The sequence below is a fragment of the Corynebacterium provencense genome (assembly GCA_900049755.1).
GTDB classification, from domain to species: domain Bacteria; phylum Actinomycetota; class Actinomycetes; order Mycobacteriales; family Mycobacteriaceae; genus Corynebacterium; species Corynebacterium neomassiliense.
Genome location: LT160593.1, coordinates 1,187,817 through 1,210,103, shown reverse-complemented (window position 1 = coordinate 1,210,103; position 22,287 = coordinate 1,187,817). Strand labels below are relative to the sequence as shown.

The window sequence follows — 22,287 nt, the reverse complement described above, 5'->3', positions numbered from 1 at the left end:
GCGGATGTCGAATACCGGCCCAGGTGGCTTGAGCAGGACAGGCCCGATTTCCGACCCTATACCGCCGGAGGGAATTCCGCTGAGGAACCGAGGACCGCCCGGCGCAACGCCCCGGTGTCCGGTCCGGCGGACAGGATCGAACGGGACATGCTCGGACTGGTGAGTCGGGCTGCTCCCCCGGCGATCCGGGCGACATCGGCGGCACTGCCGCCCTGCGCACCGACACCGGGCATGAGGACCATGCCTCCCACCGCGTCCAGCACCGGAGGGTCGGTGACGGTCGCTCCGACGACGACGCCGACATTGCCGGCACGTCCGTGGCGCACATGGGCGGAGTTGAGGGCGGAGACGCTGTCGACGACAGTCTGGGCGACGGTGGGACCGGTACCGTGCTCCCCTGTGCCCAGCCGCTGAAACTGGGGGCCTGACGGGTTGGACGTCGCCGCGAGCACGATGACGCCCCGGGCGGTCCGTTCCCCGACCTCCAGGACAGGGTCGAGGGACCCGAGGCCGAGGTACGGGGAGACGGTGACCGCGTCTGCGCGCAGCGGTGAATCCTCTCCCAGCCAGGCGGTGGCGTATCCGGCCATGGTTGATCCGATGTCACCCCTCTTCGCGTCGGCGATGACCAGTGTCCCTGCCGTCCTGAGGGCGGCCAGGGCGTCCTCGAGGACTGCGATACCGGCGGACCCGAAGGCCTCGTAGAAGGCGACCTGGGGCTTGACCACACAGGCGGTGTCGGCGAAGGCGTCGACGCAGATGCGGGAGAACTCGCGGAGTCCGTCGACGGTGACGGGGAGTCCCCAGGCCTCGAGGATGCCGGCGTGCGGGTCCATGCCCACGCAGAGGCGTCCCAGGGTCCCTGCCCGGGCGAGGAAGCGTTCCCCGAAGGTCCCGTCCTCCTGTGCCGGACCGCCTGCGGACGGTGGAGCGGGTAGAGCTCCGCGGTCAGCGGGCGTCATGGTCCACGTCCTGGATCGCGCAGACCCCGGTCTCGGTGTCCTTGAGCGCCTCGATCCCCTGGACCGCCGCGATGGCGCCCTGGACCGTGGTGACGCAGAGGACGCCGTGGCTCACCGCCGCCGACCGGATCTCGTATCCGTCGTCACGTGCCGCAGCATTCCCGGCAGGTGTGTTGATGATCACGTCGATGTCGCCGGCGTTGATGAGGTCGACGATCCTGCGGTCGGTGGATCCGGCGGGCAGGTCCTCGGTCTGCTTGGCGACAGTGGTGCAGTCGATGCCGTTACGCTGCAGCATCCGTGCAGTGCCCCGGGTGGCCACCAGATCGAAGCCGAGCGAGGCCAGCCGCTGGATCGGCAGGATCATGGTGCGCTTGTCGCGGTTGGCCACCGAGACGAAGCAGGTCCCCGAGGTGGGCAGACGGCCGTAGGCGGCCTCCTGGGACTTCGCGAAGGCGGTGCCGAAGTCGTGGTCGAGGCCCATGACCTCACCGGTGGACTTCATCTCGGGGCTGAGGAGACTGTCGAGCACATGCCCCTGAGGGTCGCGGAAGCGGTTGAACGGCAGGACCGCTTCTTTCACGGCGATGGGGTGTCCGAGCGGCAGTGACCCTCCGTCACGGTCGGCGGGGATCATGCCCTCGGTGACGAGCTCACGGATCGACGTCCCGGTCATGATCCGGGAGGCGGCCTTCGCCAGCGGGACGCCGGTGGCCTTCGAGACGAACGGTACGGTCCGCGAGGCACGCGGGTTGGCCTCGATGACGTAGAGGACGTCGTCCTTCAGCGCGAACTGGACGTTCATCAGCCCCTTGACACCGATGCCGTGTGCCAGGGCCGCGGTGGAGCGGCGGACATTGTCGATGTCGGACTCACCGAGGGTCATCGGGGGCAGGGAGCAGGCGGAGTCACCGGAGTGGATGCCCGCCTCCTCGATGTGTTCCATCACTCCGGCGAGGTAGACATCTTCCCCGTCGCACAGGGCGTCGACGTCGATCTCGATCGCGTTGTCGAGGAAGCGGTCGACCAGGACGGGGTGGTCGGAGGTGATCTCCGTGGCCCGGTCGATGTAGTCGTGCAGGGAATCCTCGTCGTAGACGATCTCCATTCCCCGTCCGCCCAGCACATAGGACGGGCGGACCAGCACCGGGTAACCGATCCCGGTGGCGACCTCGCGGGCTTCGTCGAAGCTGGTGGCTGTGCCGTAGGCGGGTGCCGGCAGGCCGGCGCGTTCCAGGACGTGGCCGAACTCGCCACGGTCCTCGGCCAGGTTGATCGCCGTCGGTGAGGTGCCGATGACGGGGACGCCGGCGTCGGAGAGCCGTTGTGCCAGTCCCAGCGGGGTCTGCCCGCCGAGCTGGACGATCACCCCGGCGACGTCACCGGACCGGGTTTCGGCGTGGTAGACCTCCATGACGTCCTCGAAGGTGAGGGGCTCGAAGTAGAGGCGGTCGGCGGTGTCGTAGTCGGTGGAGACGGTCTCCGGGTTGCAGTTGACCATCACCGTCTCGTAGCCGACGCGGGACAGTTCCAGTGCGGCGTGGACACAGGAGTAGTCGAACTCGATGCCCTGGCCGATCCGGTTCGGTCCGGAACCCAGGATGAGGATCTTCGGCTTCCCGGTCTGCGGTGCGATCTCCGATTCGGCGGCCGGGTCGAGTTCGTAACTGGAGTAGTGGTACGGGGTCTTCGCCTCGAACTCTGCGGCGCAGGTGTCCACGGTCTTGAACACGGGGCGGATCCCCAGGGACCACCTCAGTGACCTGACCCCGTCCTCACCGGCCAGTTCGGGGCGCAGCGCGGCGATCTGGGCGTCGGACAGGCCGAGGAACTTCGCCTCGCGCAGCAGGTCGGCGGTCAGGACCGGGGCGTCCTCCAGCTCCTGGCGGAAGTCGACGAGCGCCTTGAGCTCCTCGAGGAACCAGGGGTCGACTCCCTTGGAGGCGGTGTGGACCTGGTCGACGGTGGCGCCGAGGCGCAGTGCCAGCTCCATGTCGTACATCCTGCCCTCGGTGGGCCGGCCCAGGTCGTCGAGGACGGCGGCGAGGTCGTGGGCACGGTCGCCGGCGATCTGTTCGTCGGACAGGGTCCAGAATCCGGCGGCCTTCGTCTCCAGGGACCGCAGGACCTTGTTCAGTGCGGAGATGTAGTTGCGGGAGATGGCCATGGCCTCACCGACGGACTTCATCGTGGTGGTGAGGGTGTCGTCGGAGCCGGGGAACTTCTCGAAGGCGAACCGTGGCGCCTTGACGATGACATAGTCGAGGGTCGGTTCGAAGGCTGCCGGGGTGACCCGGGTGATGTCGTTGGTGATTTCGTCGAGCGTGTAGCCGATGGCGAGTTTCGCCGCGATTTTCGCGATCGGGAATCCGGTGGCCTTCGATGCCAGTGCCGAGGAGCGGGAGACCCGGGGGTTCATCTCGATGGTGATGAGGCGGCCGTCCTCGGGGTTGACGGCGAACTGGATGTTGCATCCGCCGGTGTCGACGCCGACGGCGCGGAGGATGGCCAGGCCCTGGTCCCGCATCTTCTGGTACTCGCGGTCGGTGAGCGTCATCGACGGTGCGACGGTCATCGAGTCACCGGTGTGGACGCCGAGTGCGTCGATGTTCTCGATGGAACAGACGACGACGGCGTTGTCCGCACCGTCGCGCATGAGCTCGAGCTCGAACTCCTTCCAGCCGAGGATGGATTCCTCGATGAGGACATTGGCCTCAGGGGAGGCGTCGAGACCGCCCCCGGCGATGCGGTCGAGGTCCTCGTAGGTGTACGCGAGACCGGAACCGAGCCCGCCCATGGTGAAGGAGGGGCGGACGACGACGGGCAGTCCCAGCTCGGCGACGGCGGCGTGGACCTCGTCCATGTTGTGGCAGACCCGGGAGCGTGCGGACTCTCCGCCGATCGAGGCGACGATGTCCTTGAACTTCTGGCGGTCCTCGCCCCGTTCGATGGCGTCGATGTCGGCACCGATCAGTTCGACACCGTAGCGGTCGAGGATGCCGAGACGGTCGAGCTGGATGGCGGCGTTGAGGGCGGTCTGGCCGCCGAGGGTGGCGAGCACGGCGTCCACCGGGTGGCCGGCCTCCTGCTCGGCGGCGAAGATCTTCTCGATGTACTCGGGGCCGATAGGTTCGATGTAGGTGTGGTCGGCGAACTCGGGGTCGGTCATGATGGTCGCCGGATTGGAGTTGATGAGGGTGACCCGCAGTCCCTCCTCCTTGAGCACCCGGCAGGCCTGGGTGCCGGAGTAGTCGAACTCGCACGCCTGACCGATGACGATGGGGCCGGAGCCGATGACGAGGATGTGGTTGAGGTCGGTGCGCTTCGGCATTTAGTTGTTCCCTTCCATCAGTTCGATGAACTGGTCGAACAGCGGGTTGGCGTCATGGGGGCCGGCGGCGGCCTCGGGGTGGTACTGGACGGAGAAGGCGAGTCCGTTGTCGAGGGCGACTCCTTCGACACAGTCGTCGTTGAGGCAGGTGTGGGTGACCTGGGCGGTGCCGAAAGGTGTGTCGAAAGGTTCACCGGCCCGGCCTTTCAGTGCGAACCCGTGGTTCTGTGCGGTGATGTCGATGACGCCGGTGAGGTGGTTGATCACGGGCACGTTGACGCCCCGGTGACCGAACTTGAGCTTGTAGGTCTCCATGCCGAGGGCGCGTCCGAGGATCTGGTTGCCGAAGCAGATGCCGAACAGGGGGATGCCACGGCCGAGGACGGTGCGGACCTGTTCGACCATGACGTCGGCGGTGGCGGGGTCGCCGGGGCCGTTGGAGATGAACACCCCGTCGGGCCGGTACTCGGCGAGCAGCGGTTCGACCGGGGAGTCGGCGGGCACGACGACGGTCCTCACGCCGCGGGCGGCGAAGTTGCGCGGCGTGTTGGTCTTGATGCCCATGTCGTAGGCGAGGACCGTGAAGCGGGGTGCGGATCCGGCGTGGTCGCCGGTGGGTTCGACGATGTAGACCTCGTCGGTGGAGACTTCCCGGGCAAGGTCGGCACCGGCCATGGAGGGCTGTGCGGCGACGTCGGCGACGAGTTCCGCGACGGGCCGGTCGGCGGCGTCACCGGAGAAGACTCCGGCCTTGACTGAACCGCGGTCGCGCAGGTGACGGACGATGGCCCGCGTGTCGACCCCCTGGATTCCGACAACGCCCTGGGCCTGCATCTCGTCACTGAGACTGCGCCGGGCGCGCCAGCTCGACACGGTGCGGGAGAGGTCTCGGACCACGAGTCCGGCGACCCAGATCCGGTCTCCGCGTGATTCACCGTCCTCGTCGTTCCAACCGGTGTTCCCGATCTGCGGGGCGGTCGCCACCACGATCTGCCGGTGGTAGGAGGGGTCGGTCATGGTTTCCTGGTATCCGGTCATGGCCGTGGTGAACACGGCTTCTCCCAGGGTGGTGCCCTGGGCGCCGAAGGCCCGACCGCGGAAGACCCGCCCGTCGGCGAGCACCAGGATCGCGGGTGTCCGGTTGGAACTCACTGAATCGCTCTTCTCTGTCGTAGTTGTCGTAGTTGCCGCAGTAGTCGTGTCGGTCTCGGCGGGCCGTTCGGCTGCAGTGGACGGTGTGCCTGTCACGGGAGCTCCACAACTTCACCGTCGCGGCAGGTGACCCTGCCCCGCAGCACGGTGGTGGAGACCTTGACCGGCAGTTCGGTCCCCTCGTAGGGGGTGTTGGACGCCTTCGAGGCAAGGTCGGCACCATGGGCGGTCCACCGGCGGGTGGTGTCGACGACGCACAGGTTCGCCGGTTCCCCCACGGCCAGGGGTCGTCCGTGGCCGGGGAGGCGGAGAATCTCGGCGGGCCGTTCGGACATGACCCTGGCGATGAACCGCCAGTCCTGCGGTCGCTGCCCTTCGGGTGCGTCGGTGACGAAGAGTTCCGCCATGAGTGCCAGGGAGGTTTCCAGCCCGAGCATGCCGGGGCGTGCCCGGTCGAACTCGCAGCACTTCTCCTCGGAACCGTGAGGTGCGTGGTCGGTGGCGACGCAGTCGAGGGTGCCGTCGATGAGTGCGGCCCTCAGTGCAAGGGTGTCCTGGGTTTCGCGCAGCGGCGGGTTGACCCGGTAGTTCCCGTCGTAGGTCTCCAGCTTCTCGTCGGTGAGCAGGAGGTGGTGGGGGGTGACTTCGGCGGTCAGCGGGATGCCCTGTCCCCTGGCCCACCGAAGCAGTTCCACGGTGCCTTCGGTGGAGGCGTGGCAGATGTGGACCCGTCCGCCGTAGTCGCGGGCGAGCAGCGCATCTCTGGCGACGACGGACTCCTCGGCCACCCGGGGCCAGCCGCGCAGGCCGAGCCTCGCGGCGGTCTCCCCTTCATGTGCCACGGCACCTTCGGTCAGGCGTGGTTCCTCGCAGTGTTCGGCGATGAGGACGCCGAGGTCTCCGGAGTATTCAACGGCCCGTCGCATGAGCTGCGGGTCGGCGACGCACCGGCCGTCGTCGGAGAACATGCGCACCTTCGCCCCTGAGGCTGCCATCATCCCGAACTCGGTGAGTTCACGGCCCTGCAGCCCCCTGGTGACGGAGCCGACGGGGTGGACGTCGCAGAGGTTGGTCTGCTGGCCTTTCATCCACACCATCTCCGCGACTGCGGGACTGTCGGTCACCGGGTCGGTGTTGGCCATGGTGAACACCGCGGTGAACCCGCCGCGGGCGGCGGCGGCTGATCCTGAGGCGATGGTCTCGGTGTCCTCCCTGCCGGGTTCCCGGAGGTGGACGTGCATGTCCACCAGCCCGGGCAGCAGCACCTGGCCGTCGAGCCCGAGGATGTCGGCGTCAGTGTCCGGGGTGAGGGAACCGGCGGCCTCGATCGCGACGATGACGCCGTCGCGCACCAAGACGTCTGCGGGTTCCCCTTCGCCGTAGAGGAGGACGCCGCGCAGCAGCAGTTCACCGGGTGCCGGGTCATGGAGGAGTCCGGTCTGCGGGTAGTCGTTCACGTTGCTCTCCTGCCTGACCGCCGGGGTTGTCCGACGGGTCGTGTCACCGTTGGTCTGGGGCCGTTGACTGTGTCCGGCATGCCGTGCCGGGTGCCGGGAGCTCATTCAGCGCTCCCTTCTGCGCCGACGAGCAGGGTGAACAGTGCAGCCATGCGGACATGGACACCGGTACTGACCTGCTGGAGGACGACGGTGTTGGGGGCGTCGGCGACGGAGTCGCTGATCTCCATACCGCGGAGCATAGGGCCGGGGTGCATGATCACCGTGTGGTCCTGCAGGCGGGCCGCCCGGGCCTCGGACAGCCCGTACCGTGCCGCGTACTCGCGGTGGGAGGGGAAGAATCCGCCGTTCATTCTCTCGGCCTGGACGCGCAGCATCATCACGGCGTCCGCGGAGTCCAGGGCGGAGTCCATGTCGTCGGTGACGGTCACCGTGCCGGTCCCGCCGTGGGGGTTGACCCACTTCTCCATGCCCGGGGCCCGCAGTGTCGCCGGGGCGACGAAGGTCACGTGTGCTCCGAGGGCGGTGAACAGCAGGGCGTCGGACCTGGCGACGCGGGAGTGGAGCAGGTCGCCGACGATGACGATCCTGGCTCCGTCGACGTGGCCGAGGCGGCTGCGCAGTGTCACGGCGTCCAGCAGCGCCTGGGTGGGGTGTTCGTGGGCACCGTCACCGGCGTTGAGGACGCTGATGCCGTCGCCGCCCCGGCCGACCCATCCGGCGACCTGCCGGGCGGCGCCGGACGAGGGGTGCCGGATGATGATGGCGTCCTATTCTTTTTTTTTTTTTTTCAAGCAGAAGACGGCATACGAGATGATCTGGTGACTGGAGTTCAGACGTGTGCTCTTCCGATCTTGTGGTTCCGCAGCACAGACAGGGACGCCCCGACGGCGCGCAGGGTCAGTGCCGTGTCCTTGAGTGACTCGCCCTTCTTCACCGAGGAGGACGCCGCGGAAATGTTGATCACGTCCGCGCTCATCCACTTGCCCGCGGTCTCGAAGCTGGACCGCGTCCGGGTCGAGTTCTCGTAGAAGAGTGTGAAGACGGTGCGGCCGCGCAGCGTCGGGAGCTTCCTGACCTCCCTGTCACGCAGGGAGTCGGCGAAGCGGTCAGCCTCGTCCATCAGGCCGGTGATCTCGTCGGGGGTGAGATCGGCGATACTGAGCAGGTGTTTCATTCGGCGGTACCTCCGTCGCCCTCGGGTGCTGCGGGGCGGAGCAGGCGGACGCCGTCGGCGCCGTCGATCTCCGCCAGGTCCACGCACACGTCCTCGGTCAGTGCCGTGGGGATGTTCTTGCCGACGTAGTCTGCGCGGATGGGCAGTTCACGGTGCCCGCGGTCGACGAGGACGGCCAGCTGGACTCTGCGGGCCCGTCCGATGTCGCGGAGGGCGTCGAGCGCGGAGCGGATCGTCCGTCCGGAGAAGAGGACGTCGTCGACGAGGACCACGGTCGCCCCTTCGATGCCCTCACGGGGGACGGTGGTGGACTGCAGAGCCCGGTGCGGGCTCTTCTTCAGGTCGTCACGGTAGAGGGTGACGTCAAGCGCGCCGTGGAAGACCGTCACCCCGCTGAAGTCCCGGATCCGGGCGGCGAGCCGCGCTGCCAGGGGGACGCCACCGGAGGGGATACCCAGGAGAACCACCCGGTCAGCACCGGGTGAATCGAGTGCGGTCTTCTCTATGATCTGGTGCGCGATGCGTGCGATGGTACGTCCGACATCGTCGTTGTCCATGAGGACAACGGACGTGTTGTCGTCGGCAGCATTCGTGTTCATCGTGACCTCCTTCCCCGCCTCACTGGACGGATCGTTAAAGGTGGTCGGGCCGGCGGACAGCCGGTCCCTTGCCGTCGGTCAGTGTATCACGGGGCCCGGTGAGTGCCGTCGGTGCCGGGGACCTCACCGGCACCGTCCGGGTCACTGTCGACGGCTTCGTCCGGAACGGGTTCACCGGGGGTCGTCTCACGGGCCAGACGGTGGGACCGGGCTATCCCGTCCAGCACCGCGTGGACGTAGCCGGGTGCTTTGGGGTGCCCGTACTCCTTCGCCAGCCCGATACCCTCGTCGACGGCGACTTTCCCGGGGACCTCGTCACTGTTGTAGAGCAGTTCCCACGCACCGACACGCAGCACCGCACGGTCGACGGCGGGAAGTCGCTCGAGGGTCCATTCACTCGACAGGTGCGCGGCGATTTCCGCGTCAACCCCGTCGAGGTGCTCGGCGACGCCGGTGACGATCACCGCGGTGTACGGGTTGACCGGTGCGACCTGGTTCGCTTCATCCTTGGACAGTTCGCGACGGTCCTCGACGATCTCCACCGGGTCGATGTCCCGGAACTCGGCCTCGTAGAGCATGTCGACGGCTCGCCGGCGCGCCCGGAACCGGGACCCGTGGCGGTGGTGTTTCTTCTCCTGAGTCATCTGCGGGGATCAGTGACTCTACTGCGCGACGCGGGAGAGGTAGGACCCGTCGCGCGTGTCGATCTTCAGCACGTTACCGGTCTCGATGAACAGCGGCACCTGGACCTCCGCACCGGTCTCCAGGGTGGCGGGCTTGGTGCCGCCGGTGGAGCGGTCGCCCTGCAGGCCCGGATCGGTGTGCTCGACGACCAGGTCGACGGAGACGGGCAGTTCGCCGAAGAGGATCTCACCGTCGTGGAAGGACAGCTGCACCTTCATGCCGTCCTTGAGGAAACGACCGGCGTCACCGAACTTCTCCTGGGGGACCTCGTACTGCTCGAAGGTCTTCGTGTCCATGACGACGTAGTTCTCACCGTCGTTGTAGAGGTAGTCCATGTCACGACGGTCCACCGTGGCGGTCTCCACCTTGACCCCGGCGTTGAAGGTCTTGTCGACGACCTTGCCGGTGACGACATCCTTGAGCTTGGTGCGGACGAACGCCGGGCCCTTACCGGGCTTGACGTGCTGGAACTCGGTGATCTGCTGCAGCTTGTTGTCGATCTTCAGCACGAGACCGTTCTTGAAATCCGCGGTGGTTGCCACGTGTGTACTCCCTAGAGGAAAGTCGGACAGGTAATCGACCCGACAGTCTAGCAGGTGGTCCTGCACGACCTGCAGCTCGGTCGTGGTCCTACACGACCTGCAGCTCGGTCGTCGAGGGGTTCACCGTCTCCGCCCCGTCCTCCGTGACGATGTAGGTGTTCTCGATCCTCACGCCGGTCCGGCCGGGCAGATACACCCCCGGTTCGATCGTCAACGTCTCCCCCGCCACCAGCGTCTCCGACTCGTCCGTACGCGACGCCGCATAAGGTGCCTCGTGGACGTCCAGGCCCACCCCGTGGCCGGTGGAGTGCACGAAGTACTCCCCGTAGCCCGCTTCGGTGATGATGTCACGGCAGACCTTGTCGACGGCGAAGAGTCCGGCTCCCGGCCTGACGGCGTCAACACCGGCGAGGAAGGACCGGTGGACGAGCCCGTAGAGTTCGCGTGAGAACTCGTCGGGTTCCCCGACGCAGACGGTGCGTGTCTGGTCGGAGGCGTACCCGTCGAGCCACACCCCGAAGTCGACGGTGACCAGGCCGGGCACGATGACGTCGCGGGAGACCCCGGCATGAGGCTTGGCGGCGTTGGTGCCTGAGGCCAGGATCGTGTCGAAGCTCAGTCCGTCCGCCCCGGCGGCACGGAGGCGGTGCTCCAGGTCGGCCGCCGCCTCGATCTCGGTGATTCCCCCGCGGATGCCGCCCGCTGCGATGAACTCGGTGAACACGGTGTCCGCCAGGCGTCCCGCCTCCCGCAGTGCGGCGAGCTCCGATGTGTCCTTGACCAGCCGGGCCTTCTCCACTGCGCCCTCGAGGACCGCAGGATCGCCGAGAGCGCGGGCGGTGCCCACCGGCAGTCCGGGTTCGACCGCGTACCCGGCGTCCCCGGCGACACGGTCGAGCTCGCCGAACAGGTCCCGGGAGATCAGGATGTCCAGGTCCGGGGAGGACGCCGTCTGCTGACGGATCTGTGTGTCGTAACGACCGTCGGTGACGACAGTGGCGGACCCGTCGGCCCCGAGGAGGAGGGCGGCGTTGGAGCCGGTGAAGCCTGTGAGGTAGCGGACATTCTTCAGGTCACTGACCAGCAGGTTCCGGTGGCCGGAGGTGGAGATCGTGCGGGCCACGGCAGCCCGGCGGGAGGAGTAGTCGACTGTTGCGCTCATGTCCTCTGAGCCTACGCCGTGGTCCCGGTGCCCGCCCGGGTCACTTCCGGGTTCCGGGCACCCTGTCCGTCATCACCTCCGGGCGAGGAACTCCAGTGCCGCCGTGTACCCGTAGGCGCCGAGGCCGACGATGACTCCGGCTGCCCCCGCGGACAGGTAGCTGTGGTGCCGGAACTCTTCCCGGGCATGGATATTGGAGATGTGGACCTCGACGTAGCCGGCCCCGTCGGTGATCTCGGCCAGGGCGTCCTTCAGGGCCACAGAAGTGTGGGTCAAGCCTCCTGCGTTGATGATTACGGCATCGCCGTCGTCGGCGGCCCGGTGGATCCGGTCGATGATCTCACCCTCGCTGTTCGACCGGAAGAACTCCACCTCCACACCGAGTTCCCCGGCCCTGGCCGCCAGTCCGTCCTCGATGTCCTGCAGGGTCGTCGACCCGTAGATGTCCGGCTGACGTCGGCCGAGACGGTCGAGGTTGGGCCCGTTGACGACGAGAATGCTCACCTGTGCTCCTTCGTGGTCGCGTCGTAGGCGGCGCGCAGTGCAGACATTTCCGGCGACTCCAGACGCACCGGGGTGTAGGGAAGGCCCTCACGGTCGGAGAGCACGACGATGCGCAGGTGACCGTCCCGGTTCTTCTTGTCACGGCCCATCACCTCGAGAAGTTCTCCGAGGGACGCCCCGTCGTAGGAGGTCGGCAGACCTGCAGAAGTGAGGATACGGCGGTGCCGGGCGACAGCGTCCGATCCGAGCAGTCCGACAGCATGTGCGAGCTCCGCCTCGAAGACCATGCCCACCGCCACGGCACGGCCGTGCCGCCACCGGTAGTGCTCGTGCTGTTCAACCGCATGCCCGTAGGTGTGGCCGTAGTTGAGGATCTCACGCAGGGAGGACTCCCGCAGGTCCTTGCCCACCACGTCCGCTTTCACGGTCACCGCCCGGCGGATCAGCTCGGGAAGGGCGCCGCGCGGGTCGAGAGCAGCCTCCGGGTCAGCCTCGTAGATGTCGAGGATGCCGGGGTCACGGATGAAACCTGCCTTGATGATCTCGGCGGAACCGGCCGAGATCTCCGCGGCGGGAAGAGAGTCCAGGACATCCAGGTCGACGAAGACTGCACGGGGTTCATGGAAGGCACCGACCAGGTTCTTTCCTGCCGCAGTGTTGATCCCGGTCTTTCCTCCGACCGCCGCGTCGACCATCGCCAGCAGGGTAGTCGGGTAGTGGACGACCCGGATGCCGCGCATCCAGGTCGCGGCGATGAAACCGGCGAGGTCGGTGGTGGCACCGCCGCCGACACCCACGACCACGTCCTGGCGGGTCAGTCCTGCGGACGCGCACACGTCCCAGCATTCGGCCGCGCCGGCGACGGTCTTGGCGTCCTCGGCGTCAGGGGTCTCGTGGAGGGTCACCTCCACGCCGCGGGAACGGAAACCCTCCGCCACCCGTTGCGCCAGACCGGACAGGGGCGGCTGGTGGAGAATGACCGCCCTCCCGGCCTCCGGAACCGCCCGGGCGACGCATCCCGTGAGGTCCCTGCCGACTGTCACGTCGTAGGGGGAGCCGGTGGCGACCCGGATCCGGTGGAATGCCGTCCCCGCGGCGTCCGGGTCCGCTTCCGTGGCCGCACCCAGTCCGGTCACCGTGCTCTCCCCTGCGGCCGCTGTGCCGTCTCTGCCGTCTCTGTCGTCCCTGTCGTCGCGACTGCCGCGACCGTGCGGAGAGGCGGGTTCCTCGAGCGCCTCGAGGAAATAGAGTATCTCCGCGACTGTCTGCCGGGGATCCCTCCCCTCACTGGAGACGGTGAGGTCGGAGACCTCGTTGTAGAACGGGTCACGTTCCTCCTGCAGCTGCCGGTAGCGTGCCACGGGGTCAGCCCCGGCGAGCACGGGGCGGGAATCGTCGACCGATGTCCGTCTCACACCCTCCTCCGGGGACACCCGGAGATGGATGACGAGATGGTCGTCGAGCAGGGCCCGGGTCTTCGGCGAGATCACCGCACCTCCGCCCAGGGACACGATCCCGTCGGTGTCCAGGGCCTGCCGGACCAGGGTCTCCTCAAGTTCGCGGAACGCCGGCTCTCCGAGAGCGGAGAAAACGTCCCCGCAGGGGGCTCCCTGGGCCTCCTCGATGAGTACGTCCGTGTCCACGACCCCGCAGTGCAGGGCGTGGGCCAGGCGGCGGCCGATGGTGGACTTCCCCGCCCCGGGAAGTCCCACCAGCACCACTCGGGGATTCGGCCGGGGCGTCCCCTCCTGCCGTGTCGTCATGCTATCTGCCCTCCTCGGGGTCGGCGGACCGGTTGTCCCACCTCAGGCGTTCGTCGACGTCGGCGAGATAGGCCGTGCAGTTGCGGCGCGTCTCCTCCAGGGAATCCCCGCCGAACTTGTCGAGCAGTGCCCCTGCCAGGACGAGCGCGACCATGGCCTCGGCGACGACCCCGGCGGCGGGGACGGCACACACGTCAGATCTCTGGTGGATGCCGCTGGCCGGGGCACCGGTGTCCGTGTCGACGGTGGCGAGGGCACGGGGCACAGTGGATATCGGTTTCATTGCGGCACGGACCCGCAGGGGTTCCCCGTTGGTCATGCCACCCTCCAGCCCCCCGGCACGGTTGGTGTCCCGGACGATCCCGTGAGCGGCGGGACGGATCTCGTCGTGGGCGGCTGACCCGCGGCGGCGGGCCTCGGCGAAACCGTCTCCGATCTCCACACCCTTGATGGCCTGGATACTCATGAGCGCCTGTGCCAGCCGTCCGTCGAGACGGGAGTCCCAGGAGACATGGCTCCCCAGTCCCACGGGAAGTCCGGTGACGACGACCTCGACGACACCCCCGAGGGTGTCCCCGGACTTCTTCGCGGCATCGATCTGCGCGACCATGGACTTCTCGTGCTCGTCGGTGAACCCGGTGAAGGCCCGCACCGGGGAGGCGTCCACCGCATCCAGGTCACCGGGACCCGGCACCGGCCCGTCATAGGGGGCCGATTCCCCGATCGAGATCACGTGGCTGACGACCTCGGCGCCGGTCACCTCACGCAGCAGTGCCCGGGCGACGGTCCCGGCGGCGACCCTGGCGGCTGTCTCGCGGGCGCTGGAGCGCTCCAGAACGGGACGGGCCTCGGTGTGGCCGTACTTGAGCATCCCGGACAGGTCGGCGTGACCCGGACGTGGACGGGTGAGACGGGCACCCCTCCCGGAGTTCATCTCCTTGGCGACCTCAGGATCGTCGCGGTCGACCGGGTCGGCGGACATGATCGTCGTCCACTTCGGCCACTCGGTGTTGCCGATCATCACCGCGACAGGGGAACCGAGGGTGAGACCGTGACGGACGCCACCGAGAAAAGTGACCTCGTCTGCCTCGAACTTCATGCGTGCGCCACGGCCGTATCCGAGGCGGCGGCGGGCGAGCTGGCGGGAGACCTCAGCGCGGGTGAAGGGCACCCCCGCCGGGAGGTTCTCGACGATGGTGACAAGGGCCTGGCCGTGGGATTCCCCGGCAGTCGTCCAACGAAGCATAAGGGCCATTGTGGCACGGCGTGGGCGGAGGCGTCACATGACCCCACCTCACGGGGTGGAACCTCGGCCGGCAGGTTGTGTCACACAGTGAGAAGTACTGAGAGCCAGGACGCCACGAGCATTCCCGGGCCGTGCGGAACCCTTGGACGCCCTGGTCCGGCAGGGCTGCCGTCGGTCCCCGGATCCCCTGCCCTCCCGGCCGTCCCTGTCCTCCCGGCCGTCCCTGTCCTCCCGGTCCTCTCCGTCGCCCGGGCCGCACATACCGGAGCCAGCGCCAGGGTCAGCAGGGAGGACCCGGCCACCGCCGTCCACCAGCCGACAACTCCGCCCGCCGCTGCGGTGACCGCGCCGAGCGTCAGTGCCAGTTTGGCGTCCCCTCCCCCGATCCTCAGCCTCGCCGAGAACAGACCCGGCACCGCACACAGCGCCCACCACGCCACCGCCCCCGCCAGAGCGCGGTGGTGACCGCTGCACCCCAGTGCCAGCCAGACCACCGCTGCTGCGGGAAGGGTGAGCCGGTCCGGCAGACGGAGCTGCCGGAGATCCGTGAGCATCAGGGATGCACTCCACCCGAGTGCCACCGTAACCACCCCGACCACCACGACAATCCTCACAGCGCACCCCCGGTCCCCCTACCTGCCGCACCTCCGGCCCTGACGACCCTGACAGACCCTGTCTGCCGGTGACCGTCAGTCCAGCCGGAGGTGTTCCCTGAGTGCAGAATACATCGTCGACACAGACGCGGTGGAGCCGGTGAACAACCGGAACTGTTCGGCCCCCTGACCCGCCAGCATCAGCAGACCGTCGGCGACAGGCCTGCCGAGCGACCCCGCAGCGGACATCAGGCGGGTGGGGTACGGATCGTAGATGACGTCGACGACGGCTCCGGCCAGCGCAAGGTCACCGGCATGCTCCCCCGCTGCAGCCTCCGGCACCGTGGAGACCAGGACTCCGGCGTCCTCACAGACCCCGGGAAGCTCCGGGGAATCCAGCCGGACCCAGGAGAAGGTGGCACCGGTCCGGGACTCCCCCTCATCCCCTGTACCGCCTTCGACGAGGCTGCGCAGCCCCAGGGCCCGCTCCGAACGGGCGGCGACACAGATGTGCCGTACCCCGCGGGCCACGAGAGCAGCGACGGCGGGGCGGGCGGTCCCGCCGTTTCCGACGACCACGGCACGCTCAGGCACGGCGTCCCCCAGCACCGAGTTGAGGCAGGTCGTCACCCCGTCGACGTCGGTGTTCTCCGCGGACCACCGCCCGGTGGGCCGTCCCCTGCCGTCACGTACCGGGGTGAGGGTGTTGGCGGAGCCGACTGCTCTGGCGCGGGCTGTGGCTGTGTCCGCGATCTGAAGTGCCACCGGCTTACCCGGCATCGTGACCGAGTAGCCTCCGACACACGCGGGGGCGGCGGAGGTCAGTTCCCGCAGTTCAGCGGTGTCCCCGGCCTCGACGCGCACGTACCGGAAATGGGGGTTGCCCCGGGCTGCCCGATGGTGGATCACCGGGGACAGGGAATGCGCGACGGGTCGTCCCAGGACCGCGCACAGGCGGACCTGTGCGGGGTCGAGCGACCGCGCCAGCCCGAGGAATTCATCGACGGTGAACGTCTGACCGGCTGTCCCGCCGGGCACATCAGCGGGCTTCTCAGCGGGCATATCAGCGGGCACTGTCGAGGACCCCGTTCGCACGGGACTCCGCGATGGCCGCCTCATGGGCGGCGAAGTCACGGTTGAACACCGTCGTGCCGTTCTTGTCGACGGTCACGAAATAGAGCCAGTCACCGTCGGCGGGGTGTTCCATGGCCTGCAGCGCCTCCACACCCGGTGAGGCGATCGGGGTCGCCGGCAGCCCTTCCCTGGCGTAGGTGTTCCACGGGGTGAGCCGTTCACGGTCGGCGTCGGTGGTGGCGACCTCCTGGGCGTCAAGGTCGTAGTTGACGGTGGAGTCGAACTGCAGCATCTGATTCTCGTTGAGGCGGTTGAGGATCACCCGGGCGACCTTGTCGAAGTCACCTGCGGGGGCTTCCCGCTCCACCAGCGATGCGGCGGTGAGCACCTGGTAAGGGCTCAGACCGACGGTGGAGGCCATCTGGACCAGGCCGGTGCCCTCGTACTGGCGCGCCGAGGAGGTGACCAGCTCGCGGAGGATCTCCTGCGGACCCGACGTCGGGTCGAACAGGTGGACGCCCGGGGAGATCAGGCCCTCGATGCGGCGACCGTCGGCCCCGCGGGAGTTCACGTCGGCGACCGCCCAGTCGGGGACGCCGAGTTCCGTCGGGTCGGTGTCCGCGATGGTCTGGTGGAGTTCGTCGACGCTGACGCAGGTGCCCAGGCCGTCGGTGAGGCCGTCCCGGCAGGAGTTCGCGGCAATCATCGACAGGATCCCGGTGCGCACCTCCCCGCCGACGACGGCGGTGTCGTCGAGGGTGAGCCCGTTGGGTACGTCGATGACGCCAAGGCGACGGTTGTCGTCGGTGAGTGCCTTGAGGGCGGAGGACGCGGACATCTTCTGCTGCAGCGCGTAGTACCCGGCCTGCAGGTCACGGACCTCTCCGGTGCGTTCGGCGTCCTCGGCGGCGCTGATGATCGCCGACCGGGAGCCGACGACGTCCTCGTCGAGCAGACGCGGGACGAGCCCGGAGACCGTGTCCCCCTCCTCGACACGCACGAGCACCACCGACCCGTTCCCTTCCCCCTCATAGTCCCTGGTCCCGACAACTTCGCGCTGCCAGTAGACGTAGACGACGACGAAGACGAGGAGTATCACGAGGGCGGTCGCCAGGGCGAAGGACCACTGGCGACGCCGGCGGTACTTCGGCTCAGTTGTAGTTGTTCGTGGCATTACTGAAAGTCTCCGCGCCTTTCCGGAGCACGGTGGTGCTCACAAGGGGTGCTGCATTCTCCGGCGATCATTCTCGCACGAAATGATCACAGATCGTTATCTGAGGCCTCTGTACGGGCCAGATACGCCTTCCTGGCGTCAAGCCAACCCTGCAGAATGTGGACGGCGGCGGCCTGGTCGATCCGGGACCGGCCCTTCTTCTCGTTCACCCCGGAGGCGTGCATCGCGTTGGACGCCGCCATCGTCGACATGCGCTCGTCGACGAGCCTCACCGGGATATCGAGATGACGCCGCAGACGGTCCGCATAGTTCTCCGCACGTCGGGTTGAGGCGGTACGGCGGGAACGCAGGGTCACCGGCAGACCGACCACCACCTCGACGACGAAGTTCTCCTCGACGAGTTCGAGGACACGACCGAACTCCTCACCGGGCCACGCTCCGGAACTCCGGTCAGCCTGGACGGTCTCCAGAGGGGTGGCGAGGATACCGTCCGGGTCGGACAGTGACACCCCGATGCGGACCGTCCCGATGTCGAGGCCGAGCCTGCGGCCCCTGCCGGCGTCATCGTCCCCGGGCCGGTCGGGTACCGGGGCGGGGCGGGACCGGTCGTCGGCGTGTGCGTTCACTCCTCGCCCCGTCCCTACTTCGCCGAGGTGGCGACGACGTCCTTCACCGCGGCGACGGCGGCGTCGATACCCGTGGCGTCCGAACCGGAGCCCTGGGCCATCGCAGGCTTGCCGCCGCCCCGTCCGCCGACGTACGGCGCGACGGTCTTCACGATCTCTCCGGCACTGACCCCCGACTCCACGGCCGCGTCCGTGGCCGCGGCGATGAAGGGGACCTTGCCTGACCCGCTGTCGGAGGAGATGAAGAACACGACCGCGGCGTCGGCACCGAAGCGTCCCTTCGCCTCGTTGGCGAGGGTGCGCAGGTCACCGGAGGACACACCGTCGGGCACGCGCGCGGCGACGACCCGCAGGTCCCCGACGTTGACCGCGGCGCGGACATAGTCACCGACCTTCGCGGTCAGCTCAGCGGCACGCAGCTGGGTCAGCCGCTTCTCGACCTCGTGCAGTCGGGAGGTCAGGGCGTCCACGCGGTCCGGGAGCTCCTCCGCAGGGACCCGCAGGCGGGTCGCGAGGGAGTCGGACAGCTGGTGCTGGTCGGACAGGAAACGGAAGGAGTCCACCCCCGTGTACGCCTCGATGCGACGGATCCCTGAACCGACGGAAGACTCTCCGAGCACAGCCACCGGGCCGATCTGGGAGGAGTGGCCCACGTGGGTTCCTCCGCACAGTTCCATGGAGAAGGGACCACCGATCTCGACGACCCGGACGCGGGAACCGTAGTTCTCGCCGAACAGGGCCATCGCACCCATCTTCTTCGCCTCGTCGAGGTCCGTCTCGACGGTGTTGACGGTGTAGTCGGCGTCCACCGCCTCATTGGCGATGAACTCGATCCGGCGCAGCTGGTCCTCGGTGAGCTGCCTGCCGTAGCTGAAGTCGAAGCGCAGGTAACCGGGCCGGTTCATGGAACCGGCCTGCACGGCTGTGGGGCCGAGGACCTGTCGCAGTGCCGCGTGGATGAGGTGGGTGCCGGAGTGCGCCTGGCGGGCGCGGTGACGCCACGCGTGGTCGACCTTCGCGGTGACGCGCTGCCCGACGGCCAGTTCCCCGCCGGTGACGGTGACACTGTGCAGCCACACCTTCTTACCGGTCTTCTGCACGTCGTCGACCTGTGCCGCTCCGCCGGTACCGGTGATTGTGCCACGGTCGGCGAGCTGCCCGCCGGACTCCGCGTAGAACGGTGTGCTGTCGAGGATGATCTGGACCTGACTGCCCTCCCCTGCCCGGTCGACCAGGGCGCCGTCGGCGACGATCCCGAGGACCGTGGCCTCAGCCTCGGTGGACGTGTAGCCGAGGAAGACCGTGGGGTGGTTGTCGACGAAGGGACGGTAGACGGAGACGTCGGCGTGGGCGTGCTTCTTGGCGCGGTTGTCTGCCTTGGCGCGGGCCTTCTGTTCTGCCATGAGGGCGTCGAAGCCCTCCCGGTCGACGGTCAGACCCGATTCCGCGGCCATCTCGACCGTCAGGTCGATGGGGAATCCGTGGGTGTCGTGGAGGGAGAAGGCGGCCTCTCCCCCGAGCTCCGTACCACCGCCGGCCCGGACCTTTGCGGCTGCCTCCTCGAACAGGCGGGTGCCGGATTCGAGGGTCTTGAGGAAGGCGGTCTCCTCTCCGACGGCGACGGCGCGGATACGCTCCCAGTTGTCGGCGATCTCCGGGTAGGAGGGGGTCATGGTCTCACGGACGGTGTCCATGAGCTTCTCCATGGTCACTCCGGTGGCGCCGAGCAGGCGTGCGGAGCGGATGATGCGGCGCAGCAGGCGGCGCAGAATGTAGCCGCGGCCTTCGTTGCCGGGGGTGACGCCGTCCAGGATGAGCATCAGACCGGTACGGCAGTGGTCGGCGATGACACGGAAGCGGATGTCGTCGGTGTGGGCGGCATGATAGGCCGCCGAGGTCGTGTCACCGTCAGCGGCGAGGGACTCGCTGCGGCCGTAGGTCGCGCCGGTGAGCTTCTCGGCGACGCGGATGACGGGGGCGAGGAGGTCGGTCTCGTAGACGTTCTCGACATTCTGCAGGATGCAGGCCACCCGTTCGACACCCATGCCGGTGTCGATGTTCTTCTTCGGCAGCGGGCCGAGGATCTCGAAGTCGTCCTTGCCGATGCCCCTGCCGCGCTCGTTCTGCATGAACACGAGGTTCCACAGTTCGATGTAGCGGGTGTCGTCGACGACGGGTCCACCGTAGCGTCCGTACTCCTCGCCACGGTCGTAGTAGATCTCGGAGCAGGGCCCGCAGGGGCCGGGGATTCCCATGGACCAGTAGTTGTCCGCCATCCCGAGGCGCTGGATACGTTCCTCGGGCACGCCGATCTTCTCGTGCCAGATCTGTGCGGCCTCGTCGTCGTCCAGGTACACGGTGACCCAGAGACGGTCAGGGTCCAGCCCGAATCCGCCGTCCTCCAGAGATCCGGTGAGCAGGGTCCAGGCGTGGGTGATGGCACCTTCCTTGAAGTACTGCCCGAAGGAGAAGTTCCCCGCCATCTGGAAGAAGGTGTTGTGCCGGGTGGTGATGCCCACCTCCTCGATGTCGAGGGTCCTCACGCACTTCTGGATGGAGGTGGCGGTGCCGTTGGGGAACGGCGGGTTCTGCTGGCCGAGGAAGTAGGGCTTGAAGGGCACCATGCCGGCGTTGACGAAGAGCAGGTTCGGATCGTCGAGGATGAGCGAGGCGCTGGGAACCTCGGTGTGCCCCGCCTTGACGAAGTGGTTGATGAATCGCTCGCGGATCTCATGCGTCTGCACGTTGACGGAACCTTCTTGCTGTGTCTCTGGGTTGGTCTGGATGTTGGTCTGGATGGGTCGGTGATTTGCCGGTTGCCCAGTCTACCTGCCGTCGCGGACGATACTGCGCAGGGTGTCCAGGGTTGCGGAGATCTGGCGTTCCCGCCCGTGGTCGGTGGGTTCGTAGTAGCGGGCGCCCGCCAGATCCTCCGGAAGGTAGTCCTGCGCGAGGACGCCACGGGGATCGTCGTGGGGGTACCGGTATCCCACGGCGTTACCGAGTCCCTCCGCCCCGGAATAGTGGCCGTCACGCAGGTGGGGTGGCACGACGGTACCCTTCCCCGCCCGCACGTCGGCGAGGGCGGCGTCGACGGCGGAGATCACCGAATTCGACTTCGCCGCGGTGGCCAGATGGACCGTCGCCTGGGCCAGCGGGATCCTGCCCTCCGGCATGCCGATGAAACTCACCGCCTGATGGGCGGCGACGGCGATCTGGAGGGCCGTGGGGTCGGCCATGCCGATGTCCTCGGAGGCGTGGATGACCAGGCGGCGGGCGATGAAACGCGGGTCCTCCCCCGCGTCGATCATCCGGGCGAGGTAGTGGAGCGCGGCGTCCGGGTCCGAGCCACGGATGGACTTGATGAAGGCACTGACGATGTCGTAGTGCTGGTCCCCGTCACGGTCGTAGCGGGCGACGGCCCGGTCCGTGGACAGCGCGACGGTCTCGACGGTTATCTCCCCGCCACTGTCCTGGACGGTCTCCGCGGCCGCCTCGAGGTAGGTCAGTGCCCTGCGTGCGTCACCTGCGGCCAGGGCGGTGAGACGGTCGCAGGCTTCGTCGGTGAGGGTCACCGAGCCGCCGAAACCGCGGGGGTCGTCCACCGCCCGCCGCAGCAGAGTGGCGATGTCCGCGGGTGCCAGCGGGGTGAGCTGGACGAGCAGGGACCGGGACAGCAGGGGCGCGACCACGGAGAAGCTCGGGTTCTCGGTCGTCGCCGCGACGAGCAGGACCGTACGGTTCTCGACGGCGGAGAGCAGGGCGTCCTGCTGGGTGCGGGAGAACCTGTGCACCTCGTCGATGAACAGCACGGTCGACACACCGTCGACGAGCATGCGCCGGGCTGTGTCGATGACCGCCCGGACCTCCTTCACCCCGGAGTTCAGTGCGGACAGTGCCTCGAAGCGGTGCCCGGACGTCCCGGCGATGAGGGAGGCGACGGTCGTCTTCCCCGTCCCGGGTGGTCCGTAGAGGATGACCGAGGATTCACCGCGCCCCTCAATCAGACGGCGCAGCGGGGCTCCCTCACCGAGGACCTGCTCCTGGCCGACGACCTCGTCGAGGGTCCGGGGGCGCATCCTCACCGCCAGCGGGGCATGGGCACCGGGGTGGAAGTAGGATTCGGCGGAGCGTGAGGGCGGTGCAGGGTCCGCTGCCCGGCGGCGGGGCTCCCGGCCTGCGCCGTGTTCCGGGGTGCCGTGTCCGGAGGATCCGACCTCGAAGAGTCCCTCGCCCATGAT

Annotated in this window: 17 protein-coding genes and 2 pseudogenes; all 19 read right to left on the bottom strand. The window is 68.1% G+C overall.

Annotated features, from left to right (window positions below; all coding sequences use genetic code 11):
• Positions 1–56: 56 nt before the first annotated feature.
• Positions 57–962: an orotidine-5'-phosphate decarboxylase gene (gene pyrF, locus BN3906_RS11885; RefSeq protein ID WP_066588707.1), complete on the bottom strand. Its 906-nt coding sequence runs from the start codon at positions 960–962 to the stop codon at positions 57–59.
• The gene (carB, locus tag BN3906_RS11880) at positions 949–4,293 is read right to left on the bottom strand and encodes a carbamoyl-phosphate synthase large subunit (protein ID WP_066588704.1); all 3,345 of its coding nucleotides are present in this window, start codon (positions 4,291–4,293) and stop codon (positions 949–951) included. The genes pyrF and carB overlap by 14 nt, the downstream gene beginning before the upstream one ends.
• Entirely contained in the window at positions 4,294–5,445 is a 1,152-nt protein-coding gene (gene carA / locus BN3906_RS11875; RefSeq protein ID WP_066588702.1) for a glutamine-hydrolyzing carbamoyl-phosphate synthase small subunit, read from the bottom strand.
• A gap of 92 nt (positions 5,446–5,537) precedes the next feature.
• Positions 5,538–7,007, bottom strand: a complete 1,470-nt coding sequence (locus BN3906_RS11870; protein ID WP_078057410.1) for a dihydroorotase — start codon at positions 7,005–7,007, stop codon at positions 5,538–5,540.
• Positions 7,004–7,672 (bottom strand): annotated as a pseudogene (locus tag BN3906_RS11865) (aspartate carbamoyltransferase); the annotation flags it as partial. The gene BN3906_RS11870 and the pseudogene BN3906_RS11865, both read right to left, overlap by 4 nt.
• A gap of 110 nt (positions 7,673–7,782) precedes the next feature.
• Positions 7,783–8,079, bottom strand: a pseudogene (locus BN3906_RS11860) (aspartate carbamoyltransferase); the annotation flags it as partial.
• Entirely contained in the window at positions 8,076–8,678 is a 603-nt protein-coding gene (pyrR, locus tag BN3906_RS11855; protein ID WP_066588699.1) for a bifunctional pyr operon transcriptional regulator/uracil phosphoribosyltransferase PyrR, read from the bottom strand. The pseudogene BN3906_RS11860 and the gene pyrR, both read right to left, overlap by 4 nt.
• A gap of 86 nt (positions 8,679–8,764) precedes the next feature.
• Positions 8,765–9,322, bottom strand: coding sequence for a transcription antitermination factor NusB (gene nusB / locus BN3906_RS11850; RefSeq protein WP_066588697.1), 558 nt, complete (start codon positions 9,320–9,322; stop codon positions 8,765–8,767).
• A gap of 18 nt (positions 9,323–9,340) precedes the next feature.
• On the bottom strand, positions 9,341–9,904 hold the full coding sequence (efp, locus tag BN3906_RS11845; RefSeq protein WP_066588694.1) for an elongation factor P: 564 nt from the start codon (positions 9,902–9,904) through the stop codon (positions 9,341–9,343).
• Between the two features lie 88 nt (positions 9,905–9,992).
• Positions 9,993–11,066 (bottom strand): M24 family metallopeptidase, encoded by a 1,074-nt coding sequence (locus BN3906_RS11840; protein ID WP_066588691.1) that lies wholly within the window; start codon positions 11,064–11,066, stop codon positions 9,993–9,995.
• Positions 11,067–11,138: 72 nt separating this feature from the next.
• Positions 11,139–11,570 carry a type II 3-dehydroquinate dehydratase gene (aroQ, locus tag BN3906_RS11835; protein ID WP_066588689.1) on the bottom strand — a complete coding sequence of 144 codons (432 nt, stop codon included), beginning with the start codon at positions 11,568–11,570 and terminating at the stop codon, positions 11,139–11,141.
• Entirely contained in the window at positions 11,567–13,333 is a 1,767-nt protein-coding gene (gene aroB / locus BN3906_RS11830) for a 3-dehydroquinate synthase (protein WP_066588686.1), read from the bottom strand. The genes aroQ and aroB overlap by 4 nt, the downstream gene beginning before the upstream one ends.
• 1 nt (position 13,334) lies before the next feature.
• Positions 13,335–14,579 carry a chorismate synthase gene (gene aroC, locus BN3906_RS11825; RefSeq protein WP_066588683.1) on the bottom strand — a complete coding sequence of 415 codons (1,245 nt, stop codon included), beginning with the start codon at positions 14,577–14,579 and terminating at the stop codon, positions 13,335–13,337.
• 80 nt (positions 14,580–14,659) lie between these two features.
• On the bottom strand, positions 14,660–15,193 hold the full coding sequence (locus BN3906_RS11820) for a prepilin peptidase (protein ID WP_066588682.1): 534 nt from the start codon (positions 15,191–15,193) through the stop codon (positions 14,660–14,662).
• Between the two features lie 75 nt (positions 15,194–15,268).
• Complete coding sequence (locus tag BN3906_RS11815; RefSeq protein WP_078057409.1) at positions 15,269–16,234, bottom strand: hypothetical protein; 966 nt, start codon at positions 16,232–16,234, stop codon at positions 15,269–15,271.
• Position 16,235: 1 nt separating this feature from the next.
• Entirely contained in the window at positions 16,236–17,420 is a 1,185-nt protein-coding gene (gene mltG, locus BN3906_RS11810; protein WP_066588673.1) for an endolytic transglycosylase MltG, read from the bottom strand.
• Positions 17,421–17,506: 86 nt separating this feature from the next.
• On the bottom strand, positions 17,507–18,046 hold the full coding sequence (gene ruvX / locus BN3906_RS11805; RefSeq protein ID WP_066588669.1) for a Holliday junction resolvase RuvX: 540 nt from the start codon (positions 18,044–18,046) through the stop codon (positions 17,507–17,509).
• 14 nt (positions 18,047–18,060) lie between these two features.
• A complete protein-coding gene (alaS, locus tag BN3906_RS11800) occupies positions 18,061–20,790 on the bottom strand; it encodes an alanine--tRNA ligase (RefSeq protein ID WP_066588666.1) in 2,730 nt (909 codons plus the stop codon).
• Positions 20,791–20,871: 81 nt separating this feature from the next.
• Positions 20,872–22,284: a replication-associated recombination protein A gene (locus BN3906_RS11795; RefSeq protein WP_078057408.1), complete on the bottom strand. Its 1,413-nt coding sequence runs from the start codon at positions 22,282–22,284 to the stop codon at positions 20,872–20,874.
• Positions 22,285–22,287 lie beyond the last annotated feature (3 nt).

Coding starts and splice junctions, on each gene's coding strand:
- pyrF (WP_066588707.1), bottom strand. CDS start 962: ATGACGCCCGCTGACCGCGGAGCTCTACCCGCTCCACCGTCCGCAGGC.
- carB (WP_066588704.1), bottom strand. CDS start 4,293: ATGCCGAAGCGCACCGACCTCAACCACATCCTCGTCATCGGCTCCGGC.
- BN3906_RS11870 (WP_078057410.1), bottom strand. CDS start 7,007: ATGAGCTCCCGGCACCCGGCACGGCATGCCGGACACAGTCAACGGCCC.
- pyrR (WP_066588699.1), bottom strand. CDS start 8,678: ATGAACACGAATGCTGCCGACGACAACACGTCCGTTGTCCTCATGGAC.
- nusB (WP_066588697.1), bottom strand. CDS start 9,322: ATGACTCAGGAGAAGAAACACCACCGCCACGGGTCCCGGTTCCGGGCG.
- BN3906_RS11840 (WP_066588691.1), bottom strand. CDS start 11,066: ATGAGCGCAACAGTCGACTACTCCTCCCGCCGGGCTGCCGTGGCCCGC.
- aroB (WP_066588686.1), bottom strand. CDS start 13,333: ATGACGACACGGCAGGAGGGGACGCCCCGGCCGAATCCCCGAGTGGTG.
- aroC (WP_066588683.1), bottom strand. CDS start 14,579: ATGCTTCGTTGGACGACTGCCGGGGAATCCCACGGCCAGGCCCTTGTC.
- BN3906_RS11815 (WP_078057409.1), bottom strand. CDS start 16,234: ATGCCCGCTGAGAAGCCCGCTGATGTGCCCGGCGGGACAGCCGGTCAG.
- mltG (WP_066588673.1), bottom strand. CDS start 17,420: ATGCCACGAACAACTACAACTGAGCCGAAGTACCGCCGGCGTCGCCAG.
- BN3906_RS11795 (WP_078057408.1), bottom strand. CDS start 22,284: ATGGGCGAGGGACTCTTCGAGGTCGGATCCTCCGGACACGGCACCCCG.